This is a genomic window from Empedobacter sp. ULE_I140 (genome assembly GCF_053482575.1).
In genome coordinates, this window is record NZ_JBQMTX010000001.1 from 1,195,505 (window position 1) to 1,217,809 (window position 22,305).

Below are 22,305 nucleotides of genomic sequence, written 5' to 3' on the forward strand. Positions count from 1 at the left end.
CGATGGAAAATAACAATCCTAATAAAGATGAATACTACTATACTTTGTTTGAATCAGGAAATAAGGGTTTTGTATTAAAAGAAGAATTTGAACCTCGAAAATTTCAATATCAATTAACAGAAGAGTTTTTTGATTTATCTGCTCTGGTAGGTGAAAAATTTCATAATGGTATTTCTGAAGAAAAGTTATTAGAAGAAATAGGTTATAGTTTAGTGTACGAATTAAACTCTCATAAAGAAGAAATTATATCATTTCCAGAAGGATTTTGTTCTGTACTAGGAACAAGTAAAGATAAAAGTGATAAGAATACAATGTACATAATTGTAACTTCAAAAAAAATTACTGATTTCTCAAACTTACCACGACATACTTCAAGTAGATATACAGTTTTCTTAGAAAGTATAAGGAATGTGTAATCTTCCCCTTGTTAGGAACATTTAAAAGTATAGTTTTTATTTAATATTATTGTATTATTATTTTGATTAATTTGAAATGTAGGAAAATCATTAGGATTTTTGACCTTACCATATTTCAATAAAAAATTTCTAGGAGAAAGATATTGTAAAGAACTGTGTGGTCTTTCATTGTTATACATCCACATCCAAATTTCTGTATAATTTTTCATTTCTTTGATATTTTCAAATAAATAAGCATTTAAAAAATCTGTTCTAAAAGTTCTATTAAATCTTTCAATCAACGAATTTTGCGTAGGTTTCCCAGGTTGAATATAATATAATTCAATGGCTTTTTTTTGACAAAATAGTTTTAGTTTTTCAGCAATAAATTCTGGACCATTATCTACTCTAATTTTCTCAGGTTTCCCTCGCCATTCGATTAGTTTTTCAAGTTCAGAAATTACTTTAGCTGAAGGTAAGCTTGTGTCGATACAAATACTCAAAATTTCTCGATTAAAATCGTCTATAATATTCAAACTTCTCACGCTTTTTCCGTTTTCTAAACTATCATGCATGAAATCCATACTCCACGTTACATTTGGATAAATCGGACGTAAAAGCGGCTCTTTAATCCTTGCAGGAAGTCTTTTTTTACGTTTATTACGTAGGTTAAGTTTCATCGAAGTATAAATTCGATAAACTCGTTTATGGTTCCAAGTAAATCCTAAATTTCGTAAACGATGATGCATCATCCAAAAGCCCCAAGTTTGATGCTCGTTGGATAGCGCTATCAATTGAAAACGTATTTTATCATCCTCATCTTTACGTACTTTTTGATAATAAAAAACGGATGTTCTTAAGCTAAATAGACGACAAGCCCTGCGAGAACTTAGCTGATGTTTTTCTTTTGAATACAACACCAACTCTCGTTTTTCACAAGGCGTTATAGCTTTTTTTCGATAACATCTTTTAAAACTACGTTTTCCAAAGTAAGCTCTGCTACAATTTTTTTATATTGGGACAATTGCTTCTCTAGTTCTTTTAATTGAGCTAATTGATGGGCTTCCATTCCGCCATATTTACTCTTCCATTTATAAAAAGTGGGTTGACTTATTCCATGTTCACGACAAATTTCATTGACTGTTTTGCCTTGATTTTGTTCTGATAAGATCTTGACGATCTGAACTTCTGTAAAATTGCTCTGTTTCATAATTATCCCTAAGTTAATAAACTATATTTTTAAACGGTCCGGTTTTTAGGGAAGATTACAAATGATGAAGGTGAAGAGTTATCAAATGAAATGTTTATGAATTAAAAATAAAAACTATGAAAAGAAAATTAGCATTGATATTAATAATAATCTTAAATGTTATTAGTTGTAGCGAAACTACAAAAGAGGATTCACAAAAACATGTTGAAAAGGATGGGGTTCTATATGAAGCTAATTCTAATGAACCATTTACAGGTATTGATAAAACTTACTATGAAAATGGTCAATTAAAGTTTGAAGCTAAATTTCAAAATGGTAAGCCTAATGGAGTTGGAAAAGAATATTTTGAAAATGGAGTATTAAGATTTGAAGGAAATTTTATTGATGGTAAAGCACAAGGTGAGCATAAAGTTTATTATGAAAATGGTAAATTAATGGTTGTATCGAATTTAATTAATGATAAGAAAGAAGGTTTATCAAAGTATTATCTTGAATCAGGAGAATTATCTTCAGAAGTGAACTATAAAAATAATAAAGAAGATGGAATAGTAAAAGTTTATTATAAAAATGGGCAGTTAAAATATGAATCTAATTATAAAAATGGTCAACCTATTGCTATAATAAGGGAATATTACGAAAATGGTCAATTAAAAACAGAATAAGATATCATTTAATGAAATATAAAGCCACTCATTTATGGGTGGTTTTTTCTTTAAAATAAAATATAAATGAACAAAATATACATACCATTTAAAATAGGGATGTATTATGAAGAGGTAGAGTTTGAAGTTGAGGTGTTAAATGATAGAATTATTGGTTATGATAGTTATCTTTATGTAGACAACAATTTTAAAGATATTGAAATAGAGTTTATCTTTTATTGGGATATATTAGTCTGTGTATTAATTAAGTCAACAAAAGAAATTGAAAGATATAATACAGATGACTATTTGCTAATCAAAAACTATTACATAAAATCAGATGTTAAGATTCAAAACAAGGTAATTAATTCAATTGTGTCAATGTAGTATTTACTAAGAGATTTTACATGTTTTACATTAATTACATACTAATGTGTTTCTAATTTTGGACTGAAACAATACTGAAACATTTGTAGTAATTGAATCTAAAAAAATGATAAGTATTGAAAAGAATAATATTTTTAAATTATTGAAATACAATTAAATGAAAGGAATTGAAAAAGAATGTTAAAAAAATAAAACAGACTCATAATCAGCAAGTCCTTGGTTCGAGCCCAAGTGGGACCACAAAAGCACCTTTTTAAAGGTGCTTTTTTTATGTCTATAATTTTTAATTTTATTTATAATTTATTGTAAATAAAGTTTTTATGTTTTTTTTTAGTAAGCTTGAAAGACTTTCTTCAATAAGGTAATCCCAATTTATTTTTTTATTTCATTTAACGATGAGCCGATTATTTTGATTAATTGGCTCAAAAAAGTATGAATTATGAGCCGATTAGTAGTTTTTGAGGTTTCAGATATATGTATTTTACGATGTGAATGAGACTAAGACTAAGACTAAGACTAAGACTAAGTATGCGGTTCTGAAACGAGTTCAGAATGACAAAATTTGTTGTTAAAAGTGACAACGAATTTGAATTAGAAAAAGGATTTTGAAAAACTATATTCATTCATTTTTTATTCATGAGTTATTAATTGTTTCAAATGAATATCTATAATTAAAATAGATTAAGCTATGAATAAAAAAGTGATAGAAAGATACTGCATTTAGAATGCTCAGGGAACGGTTTTCTTGGTGGCTGAGGTTTTCGAAGTCACATTTTACGATCTTTTCCTTTCGAGTGTTTACTCTTTTCCCTTCGAGTGCCTCATGGAACGGGTTTTCTTGGTGGCTGAGGTTCTTGAAGTCATGCTTGCTCTAATTATTAGAACTAAACAATTTATTAAATCTAGTGTTCAATGTTTCAATATACGCTTGTTTAGTATCTTTATTTAAGAAGCTAATCTCCACAAAATCGATCCATTTTAGTCTAATTTTGATGAATCTTTTGTAAATAGATTCTACTGATTTATTAGGTATTTTTAATGTTTTCGCTAACTGATTGAAATCTTCTATTTTTAATCTATTTTTTTTACCATTAATTGTTAATGCAGATTCTTCCTTATCATTGGGAATTAATAACAGTGTATTCAATAAATCGTAAGCTGGAGATAATTCGTATTCATTGAAATCATTTTCGATTAATGAATAGTTTTTAAGATGCATATCAGCATTTGCAGTCAAGTAATTAAATAAAACAATTTCAAATAATTTTTGAGCTTCAAATCCACTATTTTTAGTTAGTTGATAGATTAATTTTCCGATTTTTTCTATTGATCCTCGATATTTATGTTCCGTTAAATTTTCAGTCAATTGACAAAAGTCTTCAACAGCAATTTTATCTTGATTTTTTCGATCAAATCGCTTTGTTAAATAAGCCAATTCACCTGATTTAAGCCGAATAAGTGTGTGTGTTGCTGTTTTTATTTTTACCAATTCCGCTAAATGCATGGTTAAGTCTTCATTTTCGGGTAAGTCGATATATTCTTTTGAAGCAGGTTTTAAAATATAATTTCCTTCAAGATCCACAATTGTAAATCTCGATTGTTTATTTATATCGCTTATAAGATTTAAAGATAATTTTGGTTGCACACCTGTAACTGTCACACTTTTTACAATCAACTCTTTTGCTAATTCTTCTAATTGTTTGCTGTCAAAATCAATTGAAGGAGGATTTATTGAACCAAATATTTTTTTAGAACATTTAGAATGAAAATCAATTTCATTTTCTGCTAATTCTTTGTAACAACTAAGGCATTTTTTCATAATTCTTCATTATTTGAAATGATAGAAACAGCTCCAATACAATCTTTGCAAAGGGTTAATAATAAACCAAAACGATCTTTAGAATTTAATTTCCAATTTTTTACTGCAATATTCAAAAGCCAACCTTCTGGTATTAATCCATCAAAAAAAGGAAATAAAATTTTACTTTCATACGAATCTTGTTGTTTTGGAAGCGTTAAACTAATTGGTTTCGATTCCAAATTATTCAAATATTCTTGATCGTATTTAAAAATATAACCATTTTCATTTTCAGAAATTGTTCCTGCAAATAGATTTTTATAATAGACTAAACCTTTTCTCATTGCTCAATTTTATCAATTACACCAACTTCAGAACCAAATAAAGCTAAAACTTGATTAACTTTATCTAATCTTACAGAAGGTTTTCCTTGTTCTAGTTCACGAATAAATCTTAAACCAACTCCAGCTCTCTCAGCCAATTCAGGTTGTGTAAGTTTTAATCTTTTTCTTTTTTGTTTGATAAATTCTGCAATTGATTGATTCATACTTATACCCTTTGAGGTATAAATATAGTCATAATTTTTGTTTTATACCCAATAAGGTATAAAATTTATATAAACGTAAGTATTATACCTTTTAGGGTACGATTATTTCTTGGTGGCTGAGGTTCTCGAAGTCACACTTTTACGATATTTTCCTTTTTAGAACTCAGGGAACGATCTTTTGGTGGCTGAATTTTTTGAAGATAAAATTCTATTCTCGATACAATTTTTCTTCATTATTATTTCGAAAAATCACTCGAACTGACGAATTTTAATTAAGACGTATAACAAATGGATATAAACTAAATTTTAACCATACTGAAAACCTTTTCTTCTTGATAGTTTGATCTTTTCCCTTCGAGAGCCTAGGAACAGGTTTTTCTTGGTGGCTGAGGTTCACGAAGCCACATTTTTACGATCTATTCCCGTCGCATGTTTGATTTTTTCCTTCTAAAACCTCAGTGACCGTACTAAAAGCGAATTTGAATATTGGAAAAGAATGACGAAAACGGTATTAAAACACACACGTTAAGAAAATGTTTGAATGAAACTTAAAAAGGTATTAGCCCGTAGGGTTTTTAAAATCTTTAGAGAAATGAGAACATATTTAGTAGAGAGTTTTACAGCCAAGTCTTTTTTCGTTAGTTTTTTTGACTATTCCCCGAAGGGCATCTGAATACCTATAATTAAAATAGATAAGCTATGAATAAAAAAATGAAAGTAATAGATTTCTCGATACCTCAAATTAACAACGAGTTGAGGTTCTGAACATAATTACGTGAATAAGAGAATAATTAGTAGTTCTTTATTTATTACTTTTTGCTTGATCAAAAAGTAATCAAAAGTTATTCATATGATTTATTATTATTTTTAAGGTATTCATGAATGCAAAGCATTACAAGACTGCGATTTTCGACGTTCAATTACCATTTTACGCACTAAAAAGATTAAATGATTCGCTATCGCTCACTAATCTTTTTTACGCTTGTTTCAATGGATTGAAGCTCGTCTGCAAATCGTAAGTCGACTCTAAAATCCGTTGATAAAAGTGATAACGAATCTGAATTAGAAAAAAGGATTAGAAAAATCCGACGATTTAGAATCGAAATGCAATTTAACTCTAAATTATTGGAATAAAAAAGTTGGAGTGTCTGAGTGAAGCGAGTTGCCAACTTTATGGAGATAATTTAGTTAGTTGAATTACCTGAGCCATTCCATGGCTCCTCCTCTTAATTTCAAATGTTTTTTGGATGAGCTTACCCGAAGGGCATATAAATACCGATAATTAAAATAGAAAAGTAATGAATAAAAAATGAAAAAAAGAAATAAGTATTACCTGAGCCATACCATGGCTCCTCCTTTTAATTTCAAATGTTTTTTTTGATGAACTTTCCCGAAGGGCATATGAATACCGATAATTAAAATAGATAAGCTATGAATAAAAAAGTGATAGAAAGATTATTCTCGTTTTTCAAAACTACCTTCATTCATTTTTACCTTGACGCAAAAACGAACCAAAAACGTCAAGTCTGTGCCTACAAATCGGTCAATAACGGCTACTCACTAAATGCTTTAAATCATTCACATATAAAATGAGAACAGTAAATCATTTTTAACGCTCACTACGCCGAATTGACACTCGACTCTTCAGCAATGACGGTTTTTTAATTCCTTATTAAAAGTAAATTTAAAACTTGAATATTGAAAAAGAAATTAAAAATCCGACGATTTAGTATCGAAATGACGAATTTTAGTTAAATTGTTCAGAATTACGAGCAAAGGATCTAAAGTGTGTTCGAAAGAAAAAATAATAAATTTATAAACCAAACACTCTCTTAATTTTTAGAAAGAGGTGTCCAAATCATTTTGACAACGTACAGATTTTCATAAAACAAATGGAAAGCGAAATATTTCAATACATTGATATTTGGTACAACAGAAAAAGAAGACACAGCTCATTGAATTACAAAACAATTGAAGAATTTAATAACTTAAATAATGTTTACAAAAATGTAGCTTAAATTTTACTGTACTTTTTATTTGCATAACCAGCTATCAAAATTTGCTTACATAAAACTGCAAATCTTCTATTAATATAAAAATCTTCAATAGCAAAAACCCTTATCAATATAAATTAACTGAGTCTTTCTTTGAAGATATTCAAAATCCTCTTGAACGAATTGTATTTAGTATCATGCTATTCTTAATTAAAACATTAAAAACTCAGATTCAATTTTATCAATCACTTTTTCAGGAATATTTTGTTTTTGACATAGGATTCTGAATTGATTAGTCGATTGTACGACTTCATCAATAATTCCGTTAGCATCTTTAATCGTGAATAAATCAGCTATTTTCAGTAAATCAGTTCGATTAATTTCAGTTCGTTTTCCATTAATAGACATCGCTCTTGAAATTCGAAGATAGTTTTTTAAAGCATCTAACGGATAGGTTAAATCATAGGCAGGAGCTAAATTCCAACGGTCTTTTTCTGTATCATAAATGAATGAGAAATTCTTTAAATGGTCATCAATATTAAAAAAAACAAGATTAAAAGCCATTCGTTTAAATAATTGCTGAATATTTTTGTGCGAAAGTTTCAAATCAAAAGCTAGTTTAAAAAGATTTTCATAAGACGAATTTTCAGGCTTTTTGAAATCCCACCCTGTCATTCCTGAAGCTGTCAAAATATGCTGTTTTTGTCCATTTTGACGATCAAATCGTAATGTTGCAAAATGTTTATCTTCAATTAATTTAGAAGGCATCATTTCAATTCCAATGGAAGTTGCAATTTGATAATAAATATATTCGATTTTTTCTTTTGAATAGCCTTGATCTTCGTCGATCGAAAGCTTGATTAAATAATGATTATATTCTTCAGAAGTTTCTAAATCACCAGGAATTAAATGTCCTGTAGATTTATTTTCCGAAACCAAAATTTTAGGTCGTGCACCGCCAGCTGAAGTTCCAATCTTGAAAATATTCAGTAAAGCAATATCACTTAATCCTTTTTCTTCGGTGGAAGTTTTTAAATCCAATACTTTTTTAACTACTTCTGTAATTTCATCGACATTAATTGTTTGATTGGATCTAATTTCTTTTGCAGGTGAAAATTCTATCGCTCCCATACCTCTTTTTCCTACGTAAGTAAGCTGTTCTAAAGGAGTGATTGAACTTATGTCTTTTTGAGTCGCTTCAAGCCATTCCTTAAAAACAATGTTTCCAAAAAAATCAGGTAAAGAATCAGCAATCATAGGAGGTAAACCTCGAAACGTTTCTCCCTCAAACTCAGAAAATACTTGTACATTAGGTGTTCTACGAATGACGTAAGGAAATATTTTTTTATAGATGTTATTCTCCAAAAAATCAGGATTATATTGGAATGAAGATTTCCTTTGGTTTTCGTCATAACCAATTTTACCAATTTCAATTCCATGAAAATTGATTGAAATGATTTGATTCTTTGCCATAATTAATACATGGATTGATTATTATCTAAATTTTCAATTTTATCTGAAACGAATTGATTGATTGATTTCATTTCGTCAAAATACTGTAATACTTTCAAAAGAGTTTCGATTGTAGGATTCTCTCCATTTTCAAGTTTAGCAATTGTTAAACGAGAAAGCGCTAATTCATCAGCTAATTCTTGTTGTGTTAAGTGTTCTGCTTTTCGCATTTTCTTACACCATTCACCAATTGAATTTTTTACATCTTTTATTGTTGTGAAATCTAACATAAATGTATATTATAATAATCAAATGTACGAAATTTAGACAAAATATATAATAATGTATACATTTTGTTTGTATTAAACCTGTCGTACTTCATGACTTCGTAGGCTTTAAATGTAATTATTTTAGTTTAGATTTTAGTATTTCATAAGGTGTTTATCCTTTAAATGAAAAATGTGGTCTATTGAAATTATAAAAATTTACCCATTGTTCTAATTTTTGATTTAGATCGACATCATCTGTGTTTTTTTATCAGTCAAATGAAATCGTTCAACTTTCCCGTTTAATTGAGGTGTACCCACTTTTATAAATCGGTGTCTCATTCCTAAATCTTGAACATGCCAATGAAACTTTAATTGAAATTCGTATCCATTATCTGTTTGAATTGTATTAATTATAAAAGGGAATTTTTCTACCACATAATTTATGAAATCAATTTAGTTCAATTGATTATGTTTTTCATAGATTTTAAGCGCTCTAATTAGTGTAGCATCATCAATTGCTGTATATTGAAATCGCTTGATTTTTTGACCATTTGCATCATGAAAAATCAGAAATTTAACATCAACCTGCACATGATGACCAGGTGTTTCTTTTTCGTATCGAATACTATGCATTGCCCTTCTAGTCACCTTTCTGTCTAATCTAGCGACATTATTACGCTTTAGAATACGATAAACACTTGATTCCGATATCAAAATATCATGATAACGTTCTAAATACCATTTAATTCGCCAAGTCCCTAATTTATGCTCTTTTCGAGGTTCTAATACTTTATTTACAATCTCTTGCTTAATTTATTTAGGAAAAGTACAAGGAGTTGGTTTCTTTCTGAGTAAACCTTCTTCTCCATGTTCTTCATATGCTTTTTTCCACTTATAAAATGTGCTCTTTTTAACTCCAAAAAATTTATAAGCGATAGAATTGTTTCCATATTCTTTGGCGTATTTTAGAACTTGTAGTTTTTTACTATAAGTTAAGTAAGCTTCTATTTCTTTTGTCTTTTTCATCATCATAAGGCTATATTAGTTTTTTTACTAATTTAGTCTACGAGGATATGACGTACCCACAGGAATTAATTCAAATTGAAAAATAACTATGCAAAAACATTGCACACATAGAATGTATATTTGTACAAGTAAAAAACAAACCATTACAAAAAAGCACTAACGTCTTATTTTGGCGTTTAAATGCATTAATTTTGTAATGTTTACAATAATGAATATACAAAAGATAATTTTTATCTTTAAAAAGAAATAAAGACAATGACAAATACAGCCCAAAGAGCAGAACTACAAGCCAAAATCTGGAAAATTGCCAACGAAGTACGTGGCTCAGTAGACGGATGGGATTTCAAACACTTTGTGTTAGGAACTTTATTCTATCGTTTCATAAGTGAGAATTTCACTAATTATATAGAAGGCGGTGACGAAAGTGTAAACTATGCAAAATTAACAGACGACATCATCACACCAGAAATCAAAGACGATGCTATTAGAACAAAAGGATATTTCATTTATCCAAGTCAATTGTTTTGTAATGTAGTCGATACTGCCAATACAAATTCAAACTTAAATACAGACCTAAAAGCTATATTTACGGATATTGAAAACTCAGCAAATGGATACGAGTCTGAACAAGACATCAAAGGATTATTTGCAGATTTCGATACAACAAGTACACGTTTAGGAAATACCGTAGAAGATAAAAACAAACGTTTAGCCGCGATCTTAAAAGGAGTTGCCGAATTAAACTTTGGTAGTTTCGAAGAAAGTCAAATCGACTTATTTGGGGATGCGTACGAATTTTTAATTTCTAATTATGCAGCCAATGCAGGGAAATCGGGTGGTGAATTCTTTACACCTCAAAACGTATCGAAATTGATTGCGCAATTAGCCATGCACAAACAAACTACGGTGAACAAAATCTACGATCCTGCCGCTGGTTCGGGTTCATTGTTATTACAAGCGAAAAAACATTTCGATAACCACATCATCGAAGATGGATTCTTTGGGCAAGAAATCAATCATACAACCTACAACTTAGCACGTATGAATATGTTTTTGCACAATGTCAATTACGATAAATTCAACATTCAATTAGGAGATACCTTAACCGATCCTCATTTTATCGACGATAAACCATTTGATGCTATTGTATCTAATCCACCTTATTCCATTCCTTGGGTAGGTTCAGATGATCCAACGTTAATTAACGACGACCGTTTTGCACCTGCAGGAGTTTTAGCACCAAAATCAAAAGCAGATTTTGCCTTTGTGTTACATGCCTTAAATTACTTATCAAGCAAAGGTCGTGCAGCCATTGTTTGTTTCCCTGGTATTTTCTATCGTGGTGGAGCAGAACAAAAAATCAGAAAATACTTGGTGGACAACAATTTTGTAGAAACAGTGATTAGCTTACCAGCTAATTTATTCTTCGGAACGTCTATTGGAGTAAATATCTTAGTTTTATCTAAACATAAGTCCGAGAATACCACACAATTTATCGATGCAACAGGGGAAGAATTCTTCAAGAAAGTAACCAATAACAACATGTTAGAAGATGTGCACATCGAGAAGATTATGCAGTTATTTGATACAAAAGAAGATGTAGAACACGTTGCTTTAACGATTGATAATGCAAAAATCGCAGAAAACGACTACAACCTTTCGGTAAGTTCGTATGTAGAAGCAGTAGATACACGCGAAGTGATAGACATTAAAGTCTTAAATACCGAGCTAACAGAAACTGTAAACAACATTACAACCTTACGTACAGCAATTGATAACCTAATTAAAGAAATCGAAGGATGAGTGAAATAATTTTATATACTGCAGAAGATGGACAAACTAAAATTAATGTCCAATTGGATGACGATACAATTTGGTTAACGCAAAAACAATTGGTTGAATTATACCAAACTTCAAAATCAACAGTAAGTGAACATATTAAGAATATTTTTACAGAAGAAGAACTGATTGCAGAAGCAACTGTTCGGAAAATCCGAACAGTTCAAATAGAAGGTAATCGTGAAGTTTCTCGTGAACTGGATTATTACAATCTTGATATGATTATTGCTTTGGGGTATAGAATAAACTCGAAGATTGCTACAGGCTTTCGTCAATGGGCAACCAATCGACTGAAAGAATACATCGTAAAAGGGTTCACGATGGATGATGAACGCATGAAAAATTTGGGTGGAGGCAATTATTGGAAAGAACTTTTAGACCGTATTCGTGATATCCGTTCAAGTGAAAAGGTAATGTACCGCCAAATATTAGATTTGTACGCTACAGCAACCGATTACGACCCAAAAAGTGATGCAAGTGTAACTTTTTTCAAAATTGTACAAAACAAATTGCATTATGCTGCTCATGGGCATACTGCAAGCGAAGTCATCTATATGCGTGTAGATAGCGATAAGCCTTTTGTTGGATTAACCAATTTTAAAGGCGATGAGCCTACACAAGCTGAAGCGATGATTGCTAAAAATTTTTTAGAAGAAAAAGAATTACGCGTATTAAATAACTTGGTAGCAGCCTATTTTGATTTAGCCGAATTAAATGCCATTGAAGAACGCCCAATGTGTATGAACGATTATATCCGAGAGTTAGATAATATCCTGAATTCGACAGGACGCAAAGTTTTAGATAATGCAGGGAGTATCTCTAATGCTGCAATGAAAGAGAAAGCAACCTTAGAATACAAAAAATACAAAGCCAAAACCCTTAGCAATGTGGAAAGTGAATACCTAAAAACCATTACAATCTTAGAAAAACAAGCTAAAGCAGGCGATAAACAGGCTAAAGCAAATAACAAAAAAGGAGGGAAATCATGAGCAAATTAGACGAGTTATTACAAGGGGGTGACGTGGAGTGGTTGCCTTTGGATGATATTGCTAGCTTTAGAAGAGGCTCTTTTCCTCAACCATATGGAAATAGTGAATGGTATGATGGAGAAGAATCTATGCCTTTCGTTCAGGTTAATGATGTTGGGTTTAATATGAAACTTGTTGAAAAAACTAAAAACAGGATTTCTAAAAAAGCTCAACCAAAAAGTATTTTTGTACCTGAAAATGTACGTTGTCAAAATGATTTGGACACCTCTTTCTAAAAATTAAGAGAGTGTTTGGTTTATAAATTTATTATTTTTTCTTGAAAATACAACTGCCTTCTTTTTGCAATTGTTTGTTGTTTAATAATTGCTCTTTGTTCCAAAATTTTATCTGCTCTACCAAAATAAACATCCGAAGGTGTAAGGTTGTTCAAAGCCTCATGATACCTAGAATTGTTATAATTTTCTACAAACTTATTTAGAGCTTCTTTCAGCTCATCAGGATGATAATAATGATCTAATTTCACTACATTTTTCATTGTTCTATGATACCTTTCGATTTTCCCTTGTGTTTGCGGGTGTAGTGGTTTACCTCTAACATGCTCCATTTTTTGCGTATTTTTCAAGTAATCTTTTAATTCACTTGACACATAACAAGGGCCATTATCTGATAATAATTTTGGTTTCTGTTTTGTCTTTAATTGTGCTTTTTCAATAGCTGTTTTAACGGTTCTTTTTACATCTTCTGCTTTCATCGAACTACATAATTCCCAATGAATAATATATCGGCTGTAATCGTCTAAAATCGTGCTTAAATAATACCATCCCCATCCTATAATTTTAAAATAAGTAAAATCAGTCTGCCACATTTGATGAACAAAATTCGTTTTATCTTTAAATTCGTTTGCGGCTGAAATTAAAATATGATTGGGTGCTGGAATTAAATCTCTCTGCTTTAATATCCGATAAACACTCGATTCTGAGATATAAATCCCTAATTCATCGGTCATTTTAAAAGCCAGTTCTCTAGCAGATAATTCAGGATAATCCAACGCTAATTCTACAATTAAATCCTTTTGAGAATCGGGAATGCTGTTCCATTTTCGATGGGTTGAATAATTTTTTGATTCTAAACCTTCAAATCCATTCTCTAGAAAATTTGAATACCATTTATAGAAAGTACTTCGTGCAATTCCAAATTCCGCTAAAGTTCGTTTAACTCCAATTTCAGAACGAGTTACAATCTGTATAATTTCGTGTTTTTCACTTGCTGATAATCGCATATATTTCTTGAATTTTGTCTTTAATCCAACGAATCCAAGGTTTTTTTTACGATATCATAGCGAACAACTAAATCAGCTACAATCTCTTTTAAACGCTGATTCTCTTTGCGTAAATCACTTACATCATCACTTGTTGCTTCTCGTGTAATATCTCCAGATAATCGTTTTTTACCAGCTTCTAAAAATTCTTTATTCCACTTATAAAATTGAGATTGTGAAATAGCATATTTGCGGCAAAGTTCAGCTACTGAAATCTCAGCACGTAAGGCTTCCATCACAATTAAAATCTTTTGTTCCGCTGTAAATATTCGTCTTGTGTTTTGACGAATATCTTTTACAAATTTTTCAGGAGTTTTCTTTTTTGAATTTGCCATAATTAAAGTTAATGATTTTTAAAACACTACCTTAAATTTTAGGTCTTAGATGTCCACTTTTTGCTGACGATTTACAACAGGAACACCAATTTTTCCTAAAAATGCGTTAGGTGCGGAAACCACAGCAAGTGTTTTTGGTTCAGAATTACACGCCTATGTCATTACAGATGCCATCAGAGATGAAAAGGTTTTAAAATTCAAAGTGGATTACCACAATGTTAAACCTCAATTCAAAGGGGTTGAGACAGAAATAGATGAAAAGAAATTGAATGCAGAAGATGCTAAGAAAGCCTTTCTGCATCCTGCACGTATCAGCGAAATTTCGAAATACATCTTACAGAATTACCGCATTAAAACACACCGTACAAAAGGTGGAAATAATGGTTTTAATGCGATGTTTGCGGTGAGTAGCGTAGAAGCGGCTAAACATTATTACGAAGAATTAAACCGTCAGCAAATAGACAGTGAAAAACCGTTGAAGATTGCGACGATCTTTTCGTTTGCAGCGAACGAAGAACAATCAGCGATCGGTGAAATCATAGACGAATCATTCGAGCCTTCTGCATTAAACAGTACAGCAAAAGAATTCTTAACGAAAGCCATCAACGATTACAATAAGATGTTCAAAACAAGTTATGGTGTGGATAGCGATGAATTTCAAAATTACTACCGTGATCTTTCAGAAAGAGTAAAAAATAAAGAAGTCGATTTATTAATCGTTGTCGGTATGTTTTTAACTGGATTTGACGCACCAAAACTAAACACTTTATTCGTTGATAAAAACTTACGTTACCATGGTTTAATTCAAGCATTTTCGCGTACCAATCGTATCTTAGATGCAACGAAATCTTTTGGAAATATTGTTACATTCCGCGACTTAGAACAAGCAACGATTGATGCCATCACATTATTTGGAAATAAAAATACGAAGAATGTTGTTTTAGAAAAAAGCTATAAAGAATATTTAGAAGGTTTTACCGATATTTCAACTGGTGATGCACGAAGAGGATTCATTGAAGTGGTCAACGAATTAAATGAAAAATTTCCAAATCCAGATACAATTGAAAAAGAGAAAGATAAAAAGGAGTTTACGAAATTATTTGGAGAATATTTACGCGTTGAAAATATTTTACAAAATTATGATGAATTTACAGGTCTAAAAGCCTTACAAAGTATCGATCAAACTGATACAGCCGCTTTAGAAGAATTCAAAGAAATGTACCATGTTTCTGATGATGATTTAGCAGTCATGCAAAAGATCGAATTATTACCGCAACGTACAGAACAGGATTATCGTTCAACTTATAATGACATTCGTGATTGGATAAGAAAGGAAAAAGAGGGAAAACAACCTGAAGATTCTGGTATTGATTGGGATGATGTGGTTTTTGAAGTAGATTTATTAAAATCACAAGAGATCAATTTAGATTACATTTTAGAATTAATTTTTGATCACAATAAGAAAACAAAAGACAAAGCTGAATTAGTAGAAGAAGTAAGTCGAGTAATACGCGCAAGTATCGGAAATAGAGGAAAAGAATCTTTAGTTGTAGATTTTATCAACGAAACAGATTTAGATACTATTCCAGATAAAGCAACGGTTATTGATTCGTTCTTTAAGTATGCGCAAGTCAAACAAAAAGAAGAAGCAACCCAATTAATCACAGAAGAAAACTTAAACGAAGAAGCGACTAAACGTTACATCGAATCTTCTTTAAAACGAGAATACGCAAGTTCTAACGGTACTGAATTAAACGCCATTTTACCCAAAATGAGTCCTTTAAATCCTCAATATCTTACAAAAAAGCAAACCGTATTTCAACGTATCAGTGCGTTTATAGATAAGTTTAAGGGAGTAGGTGGGAGATTGTAAAGAAGTGTAATTTTAAAAATAGTATTGATCCTCAACAGGGATGTTGGGGATTTTTTAATGTTTATAATGCAGAATGTAGTCACATTTTATTATAGTGATATAATTAAAATAATATTATGTTAAAAAAATCAACTTAAAAAATATTTATTTACAAAAAAGATGTATTGTATTGGTTTTAATATATTTTAAATCAAGTAATTAACAACTTGTTAAAAAGCTTTTTAATTTTTAAGATTAAGAAATTTTTTATTGTAAAATCTTATATTAATTTTGAAAAATAACATTGGGAAATATTAATTAAATGAAGATATAAAATAAGAAAAGAGGAGAATCTATTGCATAAAAAAACTCGGATGTCGACTAAAAAATCCGAGTCTAAATTTTTAACAATATGATTCTTAGAAATTGAAATATTAAGAAATATTGAAATTAATGCAAATCAAAAATAGAAATTTTAAAACCTCTATTATTAAAAACTTAATAGATAATTTCTATAATTCTAATATTTCTTTTCGGTTTCTACAAATCCATTCCTGATCTGCCTCAAGTGGGATATTTTATTTAAAAATATTTACGAATTAAAATTTTTAGCAAATGGCTACAAATAGAACATCGGGTGATAATCGACGCCACGGAGCAGTTAAACAACGCTCACAAGTTTTTAACCCTAAAACAGAACAATGGGTTAAAAGAGATACAAATACAGGAAAATTTATGGATGTTAAACAGGATGGTACACCATTCAAAGGAGTAAGAAAGGAAAAATAAGTATGGAGCATAATTTTAATACAAAATCGATTTCATTTATAGATAAGAAATCGAATAATTCAGTTAGTTTTCAGCAATTAACGAAGTTATTTAGTGATCCTGATGATGAATATTTACAAAATATCATTAATAGGTTTAATCCTGATGGTCTAGACTTTAATATTAATATAGGAAATGTGGATATTGCATTTGACGCTGTTAATAATGTATTATCTAGATATGAATTCATCAATCATTTATGTAATGGAGAAAATTTAAAAATATTTATTCTTGAAGATGAGAATGAAAATTTAAATGGTAAAGCTAAAGATTTTTATTTTCAATTCAATGATCATAAAGAAGCTCCAATTAATGCAAAAGCTATATATAATTCGAAGGATCAATTTTATGATGTTATAAAATTGGCTAACCATATCAATTATCTCAGAAAAAATGGAATGAATAAAGAATTGCAAGAAATCAATGCAATTTGGCTTACAAAATCAAAATTATTTAAAGAAAGAAAATTTAAATTATTAAAATCTAAAAGTAGTTTATGGTTTTTAAGAGCAGTGAATTCTTCTAAATTTAAAGAGTATGGCACAGCATTTACTTTCGTTTATACTATTTTACTATTGAATGAATATGAAAATAACAACAAGGGTAATAACTTTAAAATAGAGTCATTGGATCTTAATGAATCTAAAATTTCAATGGTAATTTCGCAAGGTGTAATGAAAAAATTGGGCGAAATCGGATTTTTAAAATCTTCTATAGAGATGACAAATAACGATTTAGGAAAGGAATCTTTTGTTTTTACTCAAAAAATAACTTTGTACTCTAAAGATGATAGTAATATTAATTTTCCATTGAATTTTAAAAAGCAAAATGCTAAAACTGTTGTAATAAGAGTATCACACCAAACAGGTATTGAAACACTAGATAAAAAATTCAGTACTTTATTTAATGAATTTACTTCTATTGATGAGTTTGAAAAAGAGTATTTAGAATTCTTGAATACAAAAGATCCAAAAGGTCTTTTTAGTGCTATTATTCAAAAAATTTCTAATAGTCCAACCTTAAGAAGTTGTAATGAGATTAAAGATTTATTTTTACCTAAAACTAATCTAATTGTTGATAATTTAAGTAAATTAATTAATATCTGTGGTAAAGCAGATCAATTAGATATTGATTATGACTTGAAATATAAGGTTAGAGAAATTATTTCAGAAGTATTAATAATAAAATAGAATATGAACCCACCTATTTGGTGGGTTTTTATTTTATTTATATCAAATTCTCAAAAGCTTCATCAATTTCATGATCTTTAAAATCTTCTAAATAAGATTCTGTTGTTTTAATTGACTGGTGACCAAGAGCTTGTTTAATTTTAGAAACTTGAACACCATTTCTTAAAGATAGTGTAGCAAAAGTATGGCGAGCGGTATAGAAATTTATTTTTGAGTCAATTTTTAGTTCTTCAAATATTAACTTTAATTGTTTATTATAATAGCTTCTAACACTATGTTTTCGCTTAATTAACGTTTCTTCATTATAATCAAGAATATCTTTCTTTAGTATTGGGAAAATGTAGTTAGTAGGAAAGGGACGATATTCTTTGTAGAATTTCAATATTTCGTTTGTAATATCATTTTCTGGAATTTTTACACGAATATTTATGCCTGTTTTATTTCTTTTGTAAGAAAATTTACTATGTTCTATTTCATCCCATCTTAATTCTGCTAAATCAGTAAAATTCATCCCTCTTGCATAAAAACTAAATAAATATAAATATCGTGCATTTGTCGCTGAAGGAATCTTTTTAATATCAAAATCTATTAAATTTTGTAATTGCTCTTTTGTTAGTGCTTTTTTTATTTTTTGAGATTTAAGAGCAGATATTTTGTAATCCTTAAAAGGATATAATTCCTGTTTTGCAATTTTTGATTTTATTGCAATATTAAAAGTTGCGCGTATATTTCTCATGTAAACTCCAATACCGCCATCTTTACATCCTGTTTTTCTTAAGAATGTTTCATAATTTAATAAGAAGTTATAATTAATATTATTAAAAGAGTATTTATCAATATTACTTTTAAATTTCTTTAAAGATTTCAGCGTATCATTATGCGAATCACTGTAACTAATTTGTTTTGCGTCATAAAGTTGTTTAATTCTCAATTCTAAGAATTCTACAAAGTTGTTAGTCAAGTTAGAGTTTTGACTAATGCCATCTGCGTATGGGCGTAAGAACATACGGCACAAGAGTTGACCTCAGTTACTGCCAGTTGCAATCTTTCTAAAAATTGCTCATCAATGGTTTTCTGCTTTTTATTTTTGATAAATACTATTGCTGACCTCGCAGCTAATACCAGTGAACGAAATAGTTCTGATAAAGAAACTTTTCTTTTATACGAAGTTTGATTTTCAATGTTTTGAGGTATAGATATGTTATTATTCATTGTACTTAATTTTTATGTCCGCCAATGATGTTTCCGTCTTTCATTTCTATGGTTCGGTCACTTTTTTGAGCAAATTCATCATCGTGGGTGACAGCAATAATGGTCTGTCCAAAACTGCGGGTCAGGTCTTTGAAAATATCAAAAACAATGTCTGTATTCTTACTATCCAAATTACCTGTTGGCTCATCACCCATAATAATCAAAGGATCATTAATTAACGCTCTAGCAATGGCAACACGTTGTTGCTGTCCGCCCGAAAGCTTATTCGCAGGTTTGAAAGCTTGATCTTCCATACCCAGCATTTTCAACTTTTCATAAGCACGTTCTTCTATTTCTTTTGGAGAAAACTTACCAAGTTTCAGTGCGGGAATCATCACGTTTTTCAGGCAGGTAAATTCTGACAACAGGTAATGAAACTGGAATACAAACCCTATTTTTTCGTTTCGGATTGTTGCCAGTTCATCAACCGATTTTCCTGTAATTAATTCATTATCTATCACTAAATTTCCATTATAATCTCTGTCCATAGTGGAAAGGATATAGAGCAAAGTAGATTTACCACTCCCTGACTTCCCGATAAGTGTTAGAAATTCACCTCTCTCTACTTCAAAACCAATATTTTTCAACACCTGAAATTCTACTGGGTCATAAAAATACTTGTCGATATTTTCTGTTTTTAAAACGATATTTTTATCCATGATTTACTTTCTAAAAATGCTGACCGGATCCACTTTTGCTGCTTTACGGGCAGGAATGTATCCGGCAAAAAATGTAATAACTAAGCCCATAACAACTCCCTGAATGAATTTCTGCAGTTCATAATCTACAGGAAAGTATCCTATGTCACCACCGATATATACCTTTTTCAACAAGGTAATCATTAGCAATGCCATCAACATTCCGCCAACTACACCAATCAAGCCAATAGATAATGCCTGCGTTACAAAAATCCGTATCACATCTTTCCCTTTAAAACCAATAGCTTTTAAGATGGCAATGTCATTTATTTTTTGTGAAACGGTCATGTTCAGGATATTGTAAATGCCAAAACCGGCAATGAGCATAATGGCTGTAGAGACAAAATTGATCATAATGAACCGCATTTTGCTGAGTGCCATCAACGATTCGTTAGTCTCTTTCCAATCTTCGGATTTATATCCGGTTAATTGAGATAACTTTTCGGCAACGGCTGCCGCCTGGTGCGGATCTTTTACATTGACACTGATGTCTGTTACATACACATTGTTTTCTTTGAGCAATTGCTGGGCAGTGTATAGATTAACGTACGATTTGGTGTCGTCGGCAGTTGAATTAAATGATCGAAAAATACCTGCTACACGCAGGTTCTTAGTTACACCTTTTTGTGATGTAAGATTGATATTATCACCAAGTGCCAAGTTCATTTTTTCTGCTATTCCTATACCGATTACGATGCCGTTCGGGTCGGATTTCAGGGTTTCAAATTTGCCTTCAACCATTGATGAAGTAATGCTGTACATCATATCTGCTTCATCTGGCTTTATCCCGATGCTTAATCCACTCACCTGAGTTTTTCCGTTATTATAAAACACGCTTGTGTTTACCTGGGCTGTTACCACAGTTACTTCCTTCTGTTGTTGTACCATTTCTGCAATACCGTTCGGATTAATGATGGTATTGACTTTGGGTACTACTTTCGGATTGGAAATCAGGTACTCGGCAGCAGTATCACTTACCAGATTTTTGCTGATGACATCATCATTGTACAACCGAATATGTGGCGTATTTTTGAAAATATTTTCGTCAGATGCTTTATCAAAACCAACCAGTAAACTGTTCATGAAAATATAGATCGACATTCCGAGCAACACACCAAGAACGGCTACAGCAGTCATTTTTTTGCCCGAAAACAGATAGGTTCTGGCTATGTCTGTATTAATATTCATCAGTCTAAGGTTTTATATGTTCCAGAATATCATCTTTGCTGATTCCTTCCAATATTTCTACATATTCGGTAGAAATGATACCTGTTTTTACAACAATGGGTTCGTCTTTTCCTTTTAGTTTTACCTTATTTCCAAAGCCCAAATAACTTCTCGGAATTAATAAAGCATTCTTCTTTTCGCTTGTCAAAATATTGGCTTCCAACTGTGTGCCGTAAATACTACTTGAAGGTGCTTCATTCAGCAACACTTTTACAACAAATGATTGTGTTTTTTCATCAAATGCAGCCACTATTTCACTGATTTTGCCTTCGTACACGTTGCTTTTATCTGTGTTAAACTGAATATAAACCAATTGTCCCAATTTTATTTTTCCGATGCTTTTTTCATCTACATTCAATACCACTTCCGGTTTGCTGTCATCAGCAATTGTCGCAACAATATCTCCTTTTCTGACATAATCACCTGTTGATTTAAGCTTGTTGACAATCGTACCATTTTGAGGTATTATCAGTTGATTGTATCGTTCTATCACTTTGCTGTTTTGTAGCTGATTTTTGTTAGAAATTTGCTGTATTTTGGCACGTTGCAACAGTTCTGTTTTTTGCTTTTTTAAGGCATTCAGCTGTGCCACTGAATTTTTTGCTGCCAATTGCATATTTTCAAATTCTACCTTGGCTACACTTTGCTTTTGGAACAGGCGTTCATAACGTTCAGCTTGTTGTTTGTCTTGCTCGTATTTGCTTTCTGCATAGCGAATGTTTTGTTCCAGTTGCTGAATGGCAGGCGAATTTTCCGTTAGGTTTTCGTTGGCAATGGTTAATTGTTCCTCTGCCGAATGCGTATTGATACGGTTAGACGGATTGTCGATAACCGCAATGACCTTTCCTATATTCATTTTGTCTCCCACCCCAAAATTGGCTTCTGTAAGTATGCCATCTGTTTGTGCCGTGAGATGATAGGCATCATCCCAATCGAGCATTCCCGATGCAAAAACTAATTCTTTTATATCTTTTACCACCGGCTGCGCTTCTTCTTTTGAACCACAGGATTGTAGTGTAGCGAACAGTACAATGGTAACGAACAACTTTATTTTCATAG

The 22,305-nt window shown here is 30.8% G+C and carries 20 protein-coding genes and 4 pseudogenes; 10 read left to right on the plus strand and 14 right to left on the minus strand.

All coding sequences use genetic code 11. The features are described from left to right. Positions 1 to 2: 2 nt before the first annotated feature. Positions 3 to 416, plus strand: coding sequence for a hypothetical protein (locus ACTS9J_RS05740; RefSeq protein WP_448353015.1), 414 nt, complete (start codon positions 3 to 5; stop codon positions 414 to 416). 11 nt (positions 417 to 427) lie between these two features. Here ACTS9J_RS05740 and ACTS9J_RS05745 read toward each other — a convergent pair whose 3' ends face one another. Further along, positions 428 to 1,315 carry an IS3 family transposase gene (locus ACTS9J_RS05745; RefSeq protein WP_181816276.1) on the minus strand — a complete coding sequence of 296 codons (888 nt, stop codon included), beginning with the start codon at positions 1,313 to 1,315 and terminating at the stop codon, positions 428 to 430. A 23-nt stretch (positions 1,316 to 1,338) separates the two neighbouring features. Further along, positions 1,339 to 1,605, minus strand: a complete 267-nt coding sequence (locus tag ACTS9J_RS05750) for a transposase (protein WP_038336637.1) — start codon at positions 1,603 to 1,605, stop codon at positions 1,339 to 1,341. Between the two features lie 116 nt (positions 1,606 to 1,721). On the opposite strand from ACTS9J_RS05750, the gene ACTS9J_RS05755 reads away from it, so the two are divergent. Both ACTS9J_RS05755 and ACTS9J_RS05760 read left to right on the plus strand, forming a co-directional pair. After that, the gene (locus ACTS9J_RS05755; protein WP_448353016.1) at positions 1,722 to 2,267 is read left to right on the plus strand and encodes a toxin-antitoxin system YwqK family antitoxin; all 546 of its coding nucleotides are present in this window, start codon (positions 1,722 to 1,724) and stop codon (positions 2,265 to 2,267) included. 66 nt (positions 2,268 to 2,333) lie between these two features. Continuing rightward, positions 2,334 to 2,633 carry a hypothetical protein gene (locus ACTS9J_RS05760; protein WP_448353017.1) on the plus strand — a complete coding sequence of 100 codons (300 nt, stop codon included), beginning with the start codon at positions 2,334 to 2,336 and terminating at the stop codon, positions 2,631 to 2,633. Between the two features lie 871 nt (positions 2,634 to 3,504). Here the strand turns inward: ACTS9J_RS05760 and ACTS9J_RS05765 are convergent. From ACTS9J_RS05765 to ACTS9J_RS05775, 3 genes are read right to left on the minus strand one after another with little or no spacing between them, the layout of a single operon-like run. Beyond that, positions 3,505 to 4,452, minus strand: coding sequence for a HipA domain-containing protein (locus tag ACTS9J_RS05765; RefSeq protein ID WP_448353018.1), 948 nt, complete (start codon positions 4,450 to 4,452; stop codon positions 3,505 to 3,507). Continuing rightward, a complete protein-coding gene (locus tag ACTS9J_RS05770) occupies positions 4,449 to 4,775 on the minus strand; it encodes a HipA N-terminal domain-containing protein (protein ID WP_219035292.1) in 327 nt (108 codons plus the stop codon). Before ACTS9J_RS05770 ends, ACTS9J_RS05765 begins: the two co-directional genes overlap by 4 nt. Beyond that, positions 4,772 to 4,978, minus strand: a complete 207-nt coding sequence (locus tag ACTS9J_RS05775; protein WP_114999434.1) for a helix-turn-helix transcriptional regulator — start codon at positions 4,976 to 4,978, stop codon at positions 4,772 to 4,774. Before ACTS9J_RS05775 ends, ACTS9J_RS05770 begins: the two co-directional genes overlap by 4 nt. A 1,886-nt stretch (positions 4,979 to 6,864) precedes the next feature. Here ACTS9J_RS05775 and ACTS9J_RS05780 point away from each other — a divergent pair. Beyond that, positions 6,865 to 6,996: pseudogene (locus tag ACTS9J_RS05780) on the plus strand (IS3 family transposase); the annotation flags it as partial. A 186-nt stretch (positions 6,997 to 7,182) separates the two neighbouring features. On the opposite strand, the gene ACTS9J_RS05785 reads toward ACTS9J_RS05780, so the two are convergent. The 3 genes and pseudogenes from ACTS9J_RS05785 to ACTS9J_RS05795 all read right to left on the minus strand — a co-directional run bounded on the left by ACTS9J_RS05785 (position 7,183) and on the right by ACTS9J_RS05795 (position 9,719). Then, complete coding sequence (locus ACTS9J_RS05785) at positions 7,183 to 8,445, minus strand: type II toxin-antitoxin system HipA family toxin (protein ID WP_291062422.1); 1,263 nt, start codon at positions 8,443 to 8,445, stop codon at positions 7,183 to 7,185. A 2-nt stretch (positions 8,446 to 8,447) separates the two neighbouring features. Further along, positions 8,448 to 8,714: a helix-turn-helix transcriptional regulator gene (locus ACTS9J_RS05790; RefSeq protein WP_114999438.1), complete on the minus strand. Its 267-nt coding sequence runs from the start codon at positions 8,712 to 8,714 to the stop codon at positions 8,448 to 8,450. 151 nt (positions 8,715 to 8,865) lie between these two features. Next, a pseudogene (locus ACTS9J_RS05795) lies at positions 8,866 to 9,719 on the minus strand (helix-turn-helix domain-containing protein). A 255-nt stretch (positions 9,720 to 9,974) separates the two neighbouring features. On the opposite strand from ACTS9J_RS05795, the gene ACTS9J_RS05800 reads away from it, so the two are divergent. From ACTS9J_RS05800 to ACTS9J_RS05810, 3 genes are read left to right on the plus strand one after another with little or no spacing between them, the layout of a single operon-like run. Then, complete coding sequence (locus ACTS9J_RS05800; RefSeq protein ID WP_448353019.1) at positions 9,975 to 11,522, plus strand: type I restriction-modification system subunit M; 1,548 nt, start codon at positions 9,975 to 9,977, stop codon at positions 11,520 to 11,522. Then, complete coding sequence (locus ACTS9J_RS05805) at positions 11,519 to 12,547, plus strand: virulence RhuM family protein (protein WP_219035294.1); 1,029 nt, start codon at positions 11,519 to 11,521, stop codon at positions 12,545 to 12,547. The genes ACTS9J_RS05800 and ACTS9J_RS05805 overlap by 4 nt, the downstream gene beginning before the upstream one ends. After that, a complete protein-coding gene (locus ACTS9J_RS05810) occupies positions 12,544 to 12,822 on the plus strand; it encodes a hypothetical protein (RefSeq protein WP_448353020.1) in 279 nt (92 codons plus the stop codon). The genes ACTS9J_RS05805 and ACTS9J_RS05810 overlap by 4 nt, the downstream gene beginning before the upstream one ends. Before the next feature lie 20 nt (positions 12,823 to 12,842). Here the strand turns inward: ACTS9J_RS05810 and ACTS9J_RS05815 are convergent. After that, a pseudogene (locus ACTS9J_RS05815) lies at positions 12,843 to 14,200 on the minus strand (IS3 family transposase). A 76-nt stretch (positions 14,201 to 14,276) separates the two neighbouring features. Here ACTS9J_RS05815 and ACTS9J_RS05820 point away from each other — a divergent pair. The 3 genes and pseudogenes from ACTS9J_RS05820 to ACTS9J_RS05830 form a co-directional block, all read left to right on the plus strand. Beyond that, positions 14,277 to 16,073: pseudogene (locus tag ACTS9J_RS05820) on the plus strand (type I restriction endonuclease subunit R, EcoR124 family); the annotation flags it as partial. A 594-nt stretch (positions 16,074 to 16,667) separates the two neighbouring features. Then, positions 16,668 to 16,841, plus strand: coding sequence for a hypothetical protein (locus ACTS9J_RS05825; RefSeq protein ID WP_448353021.1), 174 nt, complete (start codon positions 16,668 to 16,670; stop codon positions 16,839 to 16,841). Between the two features lie 2 nt (positions 16,842 to 16,843). Beyond that, a complete protein-coding gene (locus ACTS9J_RS05830; protein WP_448353022.1) occupies positions 16,844 to 18,070 on the plus strand; it encodes a hypothetical protein in 1,227 nt (408 codons plus the stop codon). 37 nt (positions 18,071 to 18,107) lie between these two features. On the opposite strand, the gene ACTS9J_RS05835 is transcribed toward ACTS9J_RS05830, so the two are convergent. Genes ACTS9J_RS05835 through ACTS9J_RS05855 form a run of 5 tightly spaced genes read right to left on the minus strand, consistent with a single transcriptional unit; the run spans position 18,108 to position 22,303 of the window. Next, positions 18,108 to 19,076 (minus strand): tyrosine-type recombinase/integrase, encoded by a 969-nt coding sequence (locus ACTS9J_RS05835; RefSeq protein ID WP_291089590.1) that lies wholly within the window; start codon positions 19,074 to 19,076, stop codon positions 18,108 to 18,110. Next, positions 19,028 to 19,282, minus strand: a complete 255-nt coding sequence (locus ACTS9J_RS05840; RefSeq protein WP_291064155.1) for a hypothetical protein — start codon at positions 19,280 to 19,282, stop codon at positions 19,028 to 19,030. The genes ACTS9J_RS05835 and ACTS9J_RS05840 overlap by 49 nt, the downstream gene beginning before the upstream one ends. A 5-nt stretch (positions 19,283 to 19,287) precedes the next feature. After that, entirely contained in the window at positions 19,288 to 19,980 is a 693-nt protein-coding gene (locus ACTS9J_RS05845) for an ABC transporter ATP-binding protein (RefSeq protein ID WP_092908227.1), read from the minus strand. A 3-nt stretch (positions 19,981 to 19,983) separates the two neighbouring features. Then, a complete protein-coding gene (locus ACTS9J_RS05850; RefSeq protein ID WP_448353023.1) occupies positions 19,984 to 21,207 on the minus strand; it encodes an ABC transporter permease in 1,224 nt (407 codons plus the stop codon). Positions 21,208 to 21,211: 4 nt separating this feature from the next. Further along, positions 21,212 to 22,303, minus strand: coding sequence for an efflux RND transporter periplasmic adaptor subunit (locus ACTS9J_RS05855; RefSeq protein WP_448353024.1), 1,092 nt, complete (start codon positions 22,301 to 22,303; stop codon positions 21,212 to 21,214). Positions 22,304 to 22,305 lie beyond the last annotated feature (2 nt).

Excerpts from the sequence above, each read along its gene's own strand:
- ACTS9J_RS05740 (WP_448353015.1), top strand. The coding sequence starts at position 3 with ATGGAAAATAACAATCCTAATAAAGATGAATACTACTATACTTTGTTT.
- ACTS9J_RS05750 (WP_038336637.1), bottom strand. The coding sequence starts at position 1,605 with ATGAAACAGAGCAATTTTACAGAAGTTCAGATCGTCAAGATCTTATCA.
- ACTS9J_RS05755 (WP_448353016.1), top strand. The coding sequence starts at position 1,722 with ATGAAAAGAAAATTAGCATTGATATTAATAATAATCTTAAATGTTATT.
- ACTS9J_RS05760 (WP_448353017.1), top strand. The coding sequence starts at position 2,334 with ATGAACAAAATATACATACCATTTAAAATAGGGATGTATTATGAAGAG.
- ACTS9J_RS05765 (WP_448353018.1), bottom strand. The coding sequence starts at position 4,452 with ATGAAAAAATGCCTTAGTTGTTACAAAGAATTAGCAGAAAATGAAATT.
- ACTS9J_RS05770 (WP_219035292.1), bottom strand. The coding sequence starts at position 4,775 with ATGAGAAAAGGTTTAGTCTATTATAAAAATCTATTTGCAGGAACAATT.
- ACTS9J_RS05775 (WP_114999434.1), bottom strand. The coding sequence starts at position 4,978 with ATGAATCAATCAATTGCAGAATTTATCAAACAAAAAAGAAAAAGATTA.
- ACTS9J_RS05785 (WP_291062422.1), bottom strand. The coding sequence starts at position 8,445 with ATGGCAAAGAATCAAATCATTTCAATCAATTTTCATGGAATTGAAATT.
- ACTS9J_RS05790 (WP_114999438.1), bottom strand. The coding sequence starts at position 8,714 with ATGTTAGATTTCACAACAATAAAAGATGTAAAAAATTCAATTGGTGAA.
- ACTS9J_RS05800 (WP_448353019.1), top strand. The coding sequence starts at position 9,975 with ATGACAAATACAGCCCAAAGAGCAGAACTACAAGCCAAAATCTGGAAA.
- ACTS9J_RS05805 (WP_219035294.1), top strand. The coding sequence starts at position 11,519 with ATGAGTGAAATAATTTTATATACTGCAGAAGATGGACAAACTAAAATT.
- ACTS9J_RS05810 (WP_448353020.1), top strand. The coding sequence starts at position 12,544 with ATGAGCAAATTAGACGAGTTATTACAAGGGGGTGACGTGGAGTGGTTG.
- ACTS9J_RS05825 (WP_448353021.1), top strand. The coding sequence starts at position 16,668 with ATGGCTACAAATAGAACATCGGGTGATAATCGACGCCACGGAGCAGTT.
- ACTS9J_RS05830 (WP_448353022.1), top strand. The coding sequence starts at position 16,844 with ATGGAGCATAATTTTAATACAAAATCGATTTCATTTATAGATAAGAAA.
- ACTS9J_RS05835 (WP_291089590.1), bottom strand. The coding sequence starts at position 19,076 with ATGTTCTTACGCCCATACGCAGATGGCATTAGTCAAAACTCTAACTTG.
- ACTS9J_RS05840 (WP_291064155.1), bottom strand. The coding sequence starts at position 19,282 with ATGAATAATAACATATCTATACCTCAAAACATTGAAAATCAAACTTCG.
- ACTS9J_RS05845 (WP_092908227.1), bottom strand. The coding sequence starts at position 19,980 with ATGGATAAAAATATCGTTTTAAAAACAGAAAATATCGACAAGTATTTT.
- ACTS9J_RS05850 (WP_448353023.1), bottom strand. The coding sequence starts at position 21,207 with ATGAATATTAATACAGACATAGCCAGAACCTATCTGTTTTCGGGCAAA.
- ACTS9J_RS05855 (WP_448353024.1), bottom strand. The coding sequence starts at position 22,303 with ATGAAAATAAAGTTGTTCGTTACCATTGTACTGTTCGCTACACTACAA.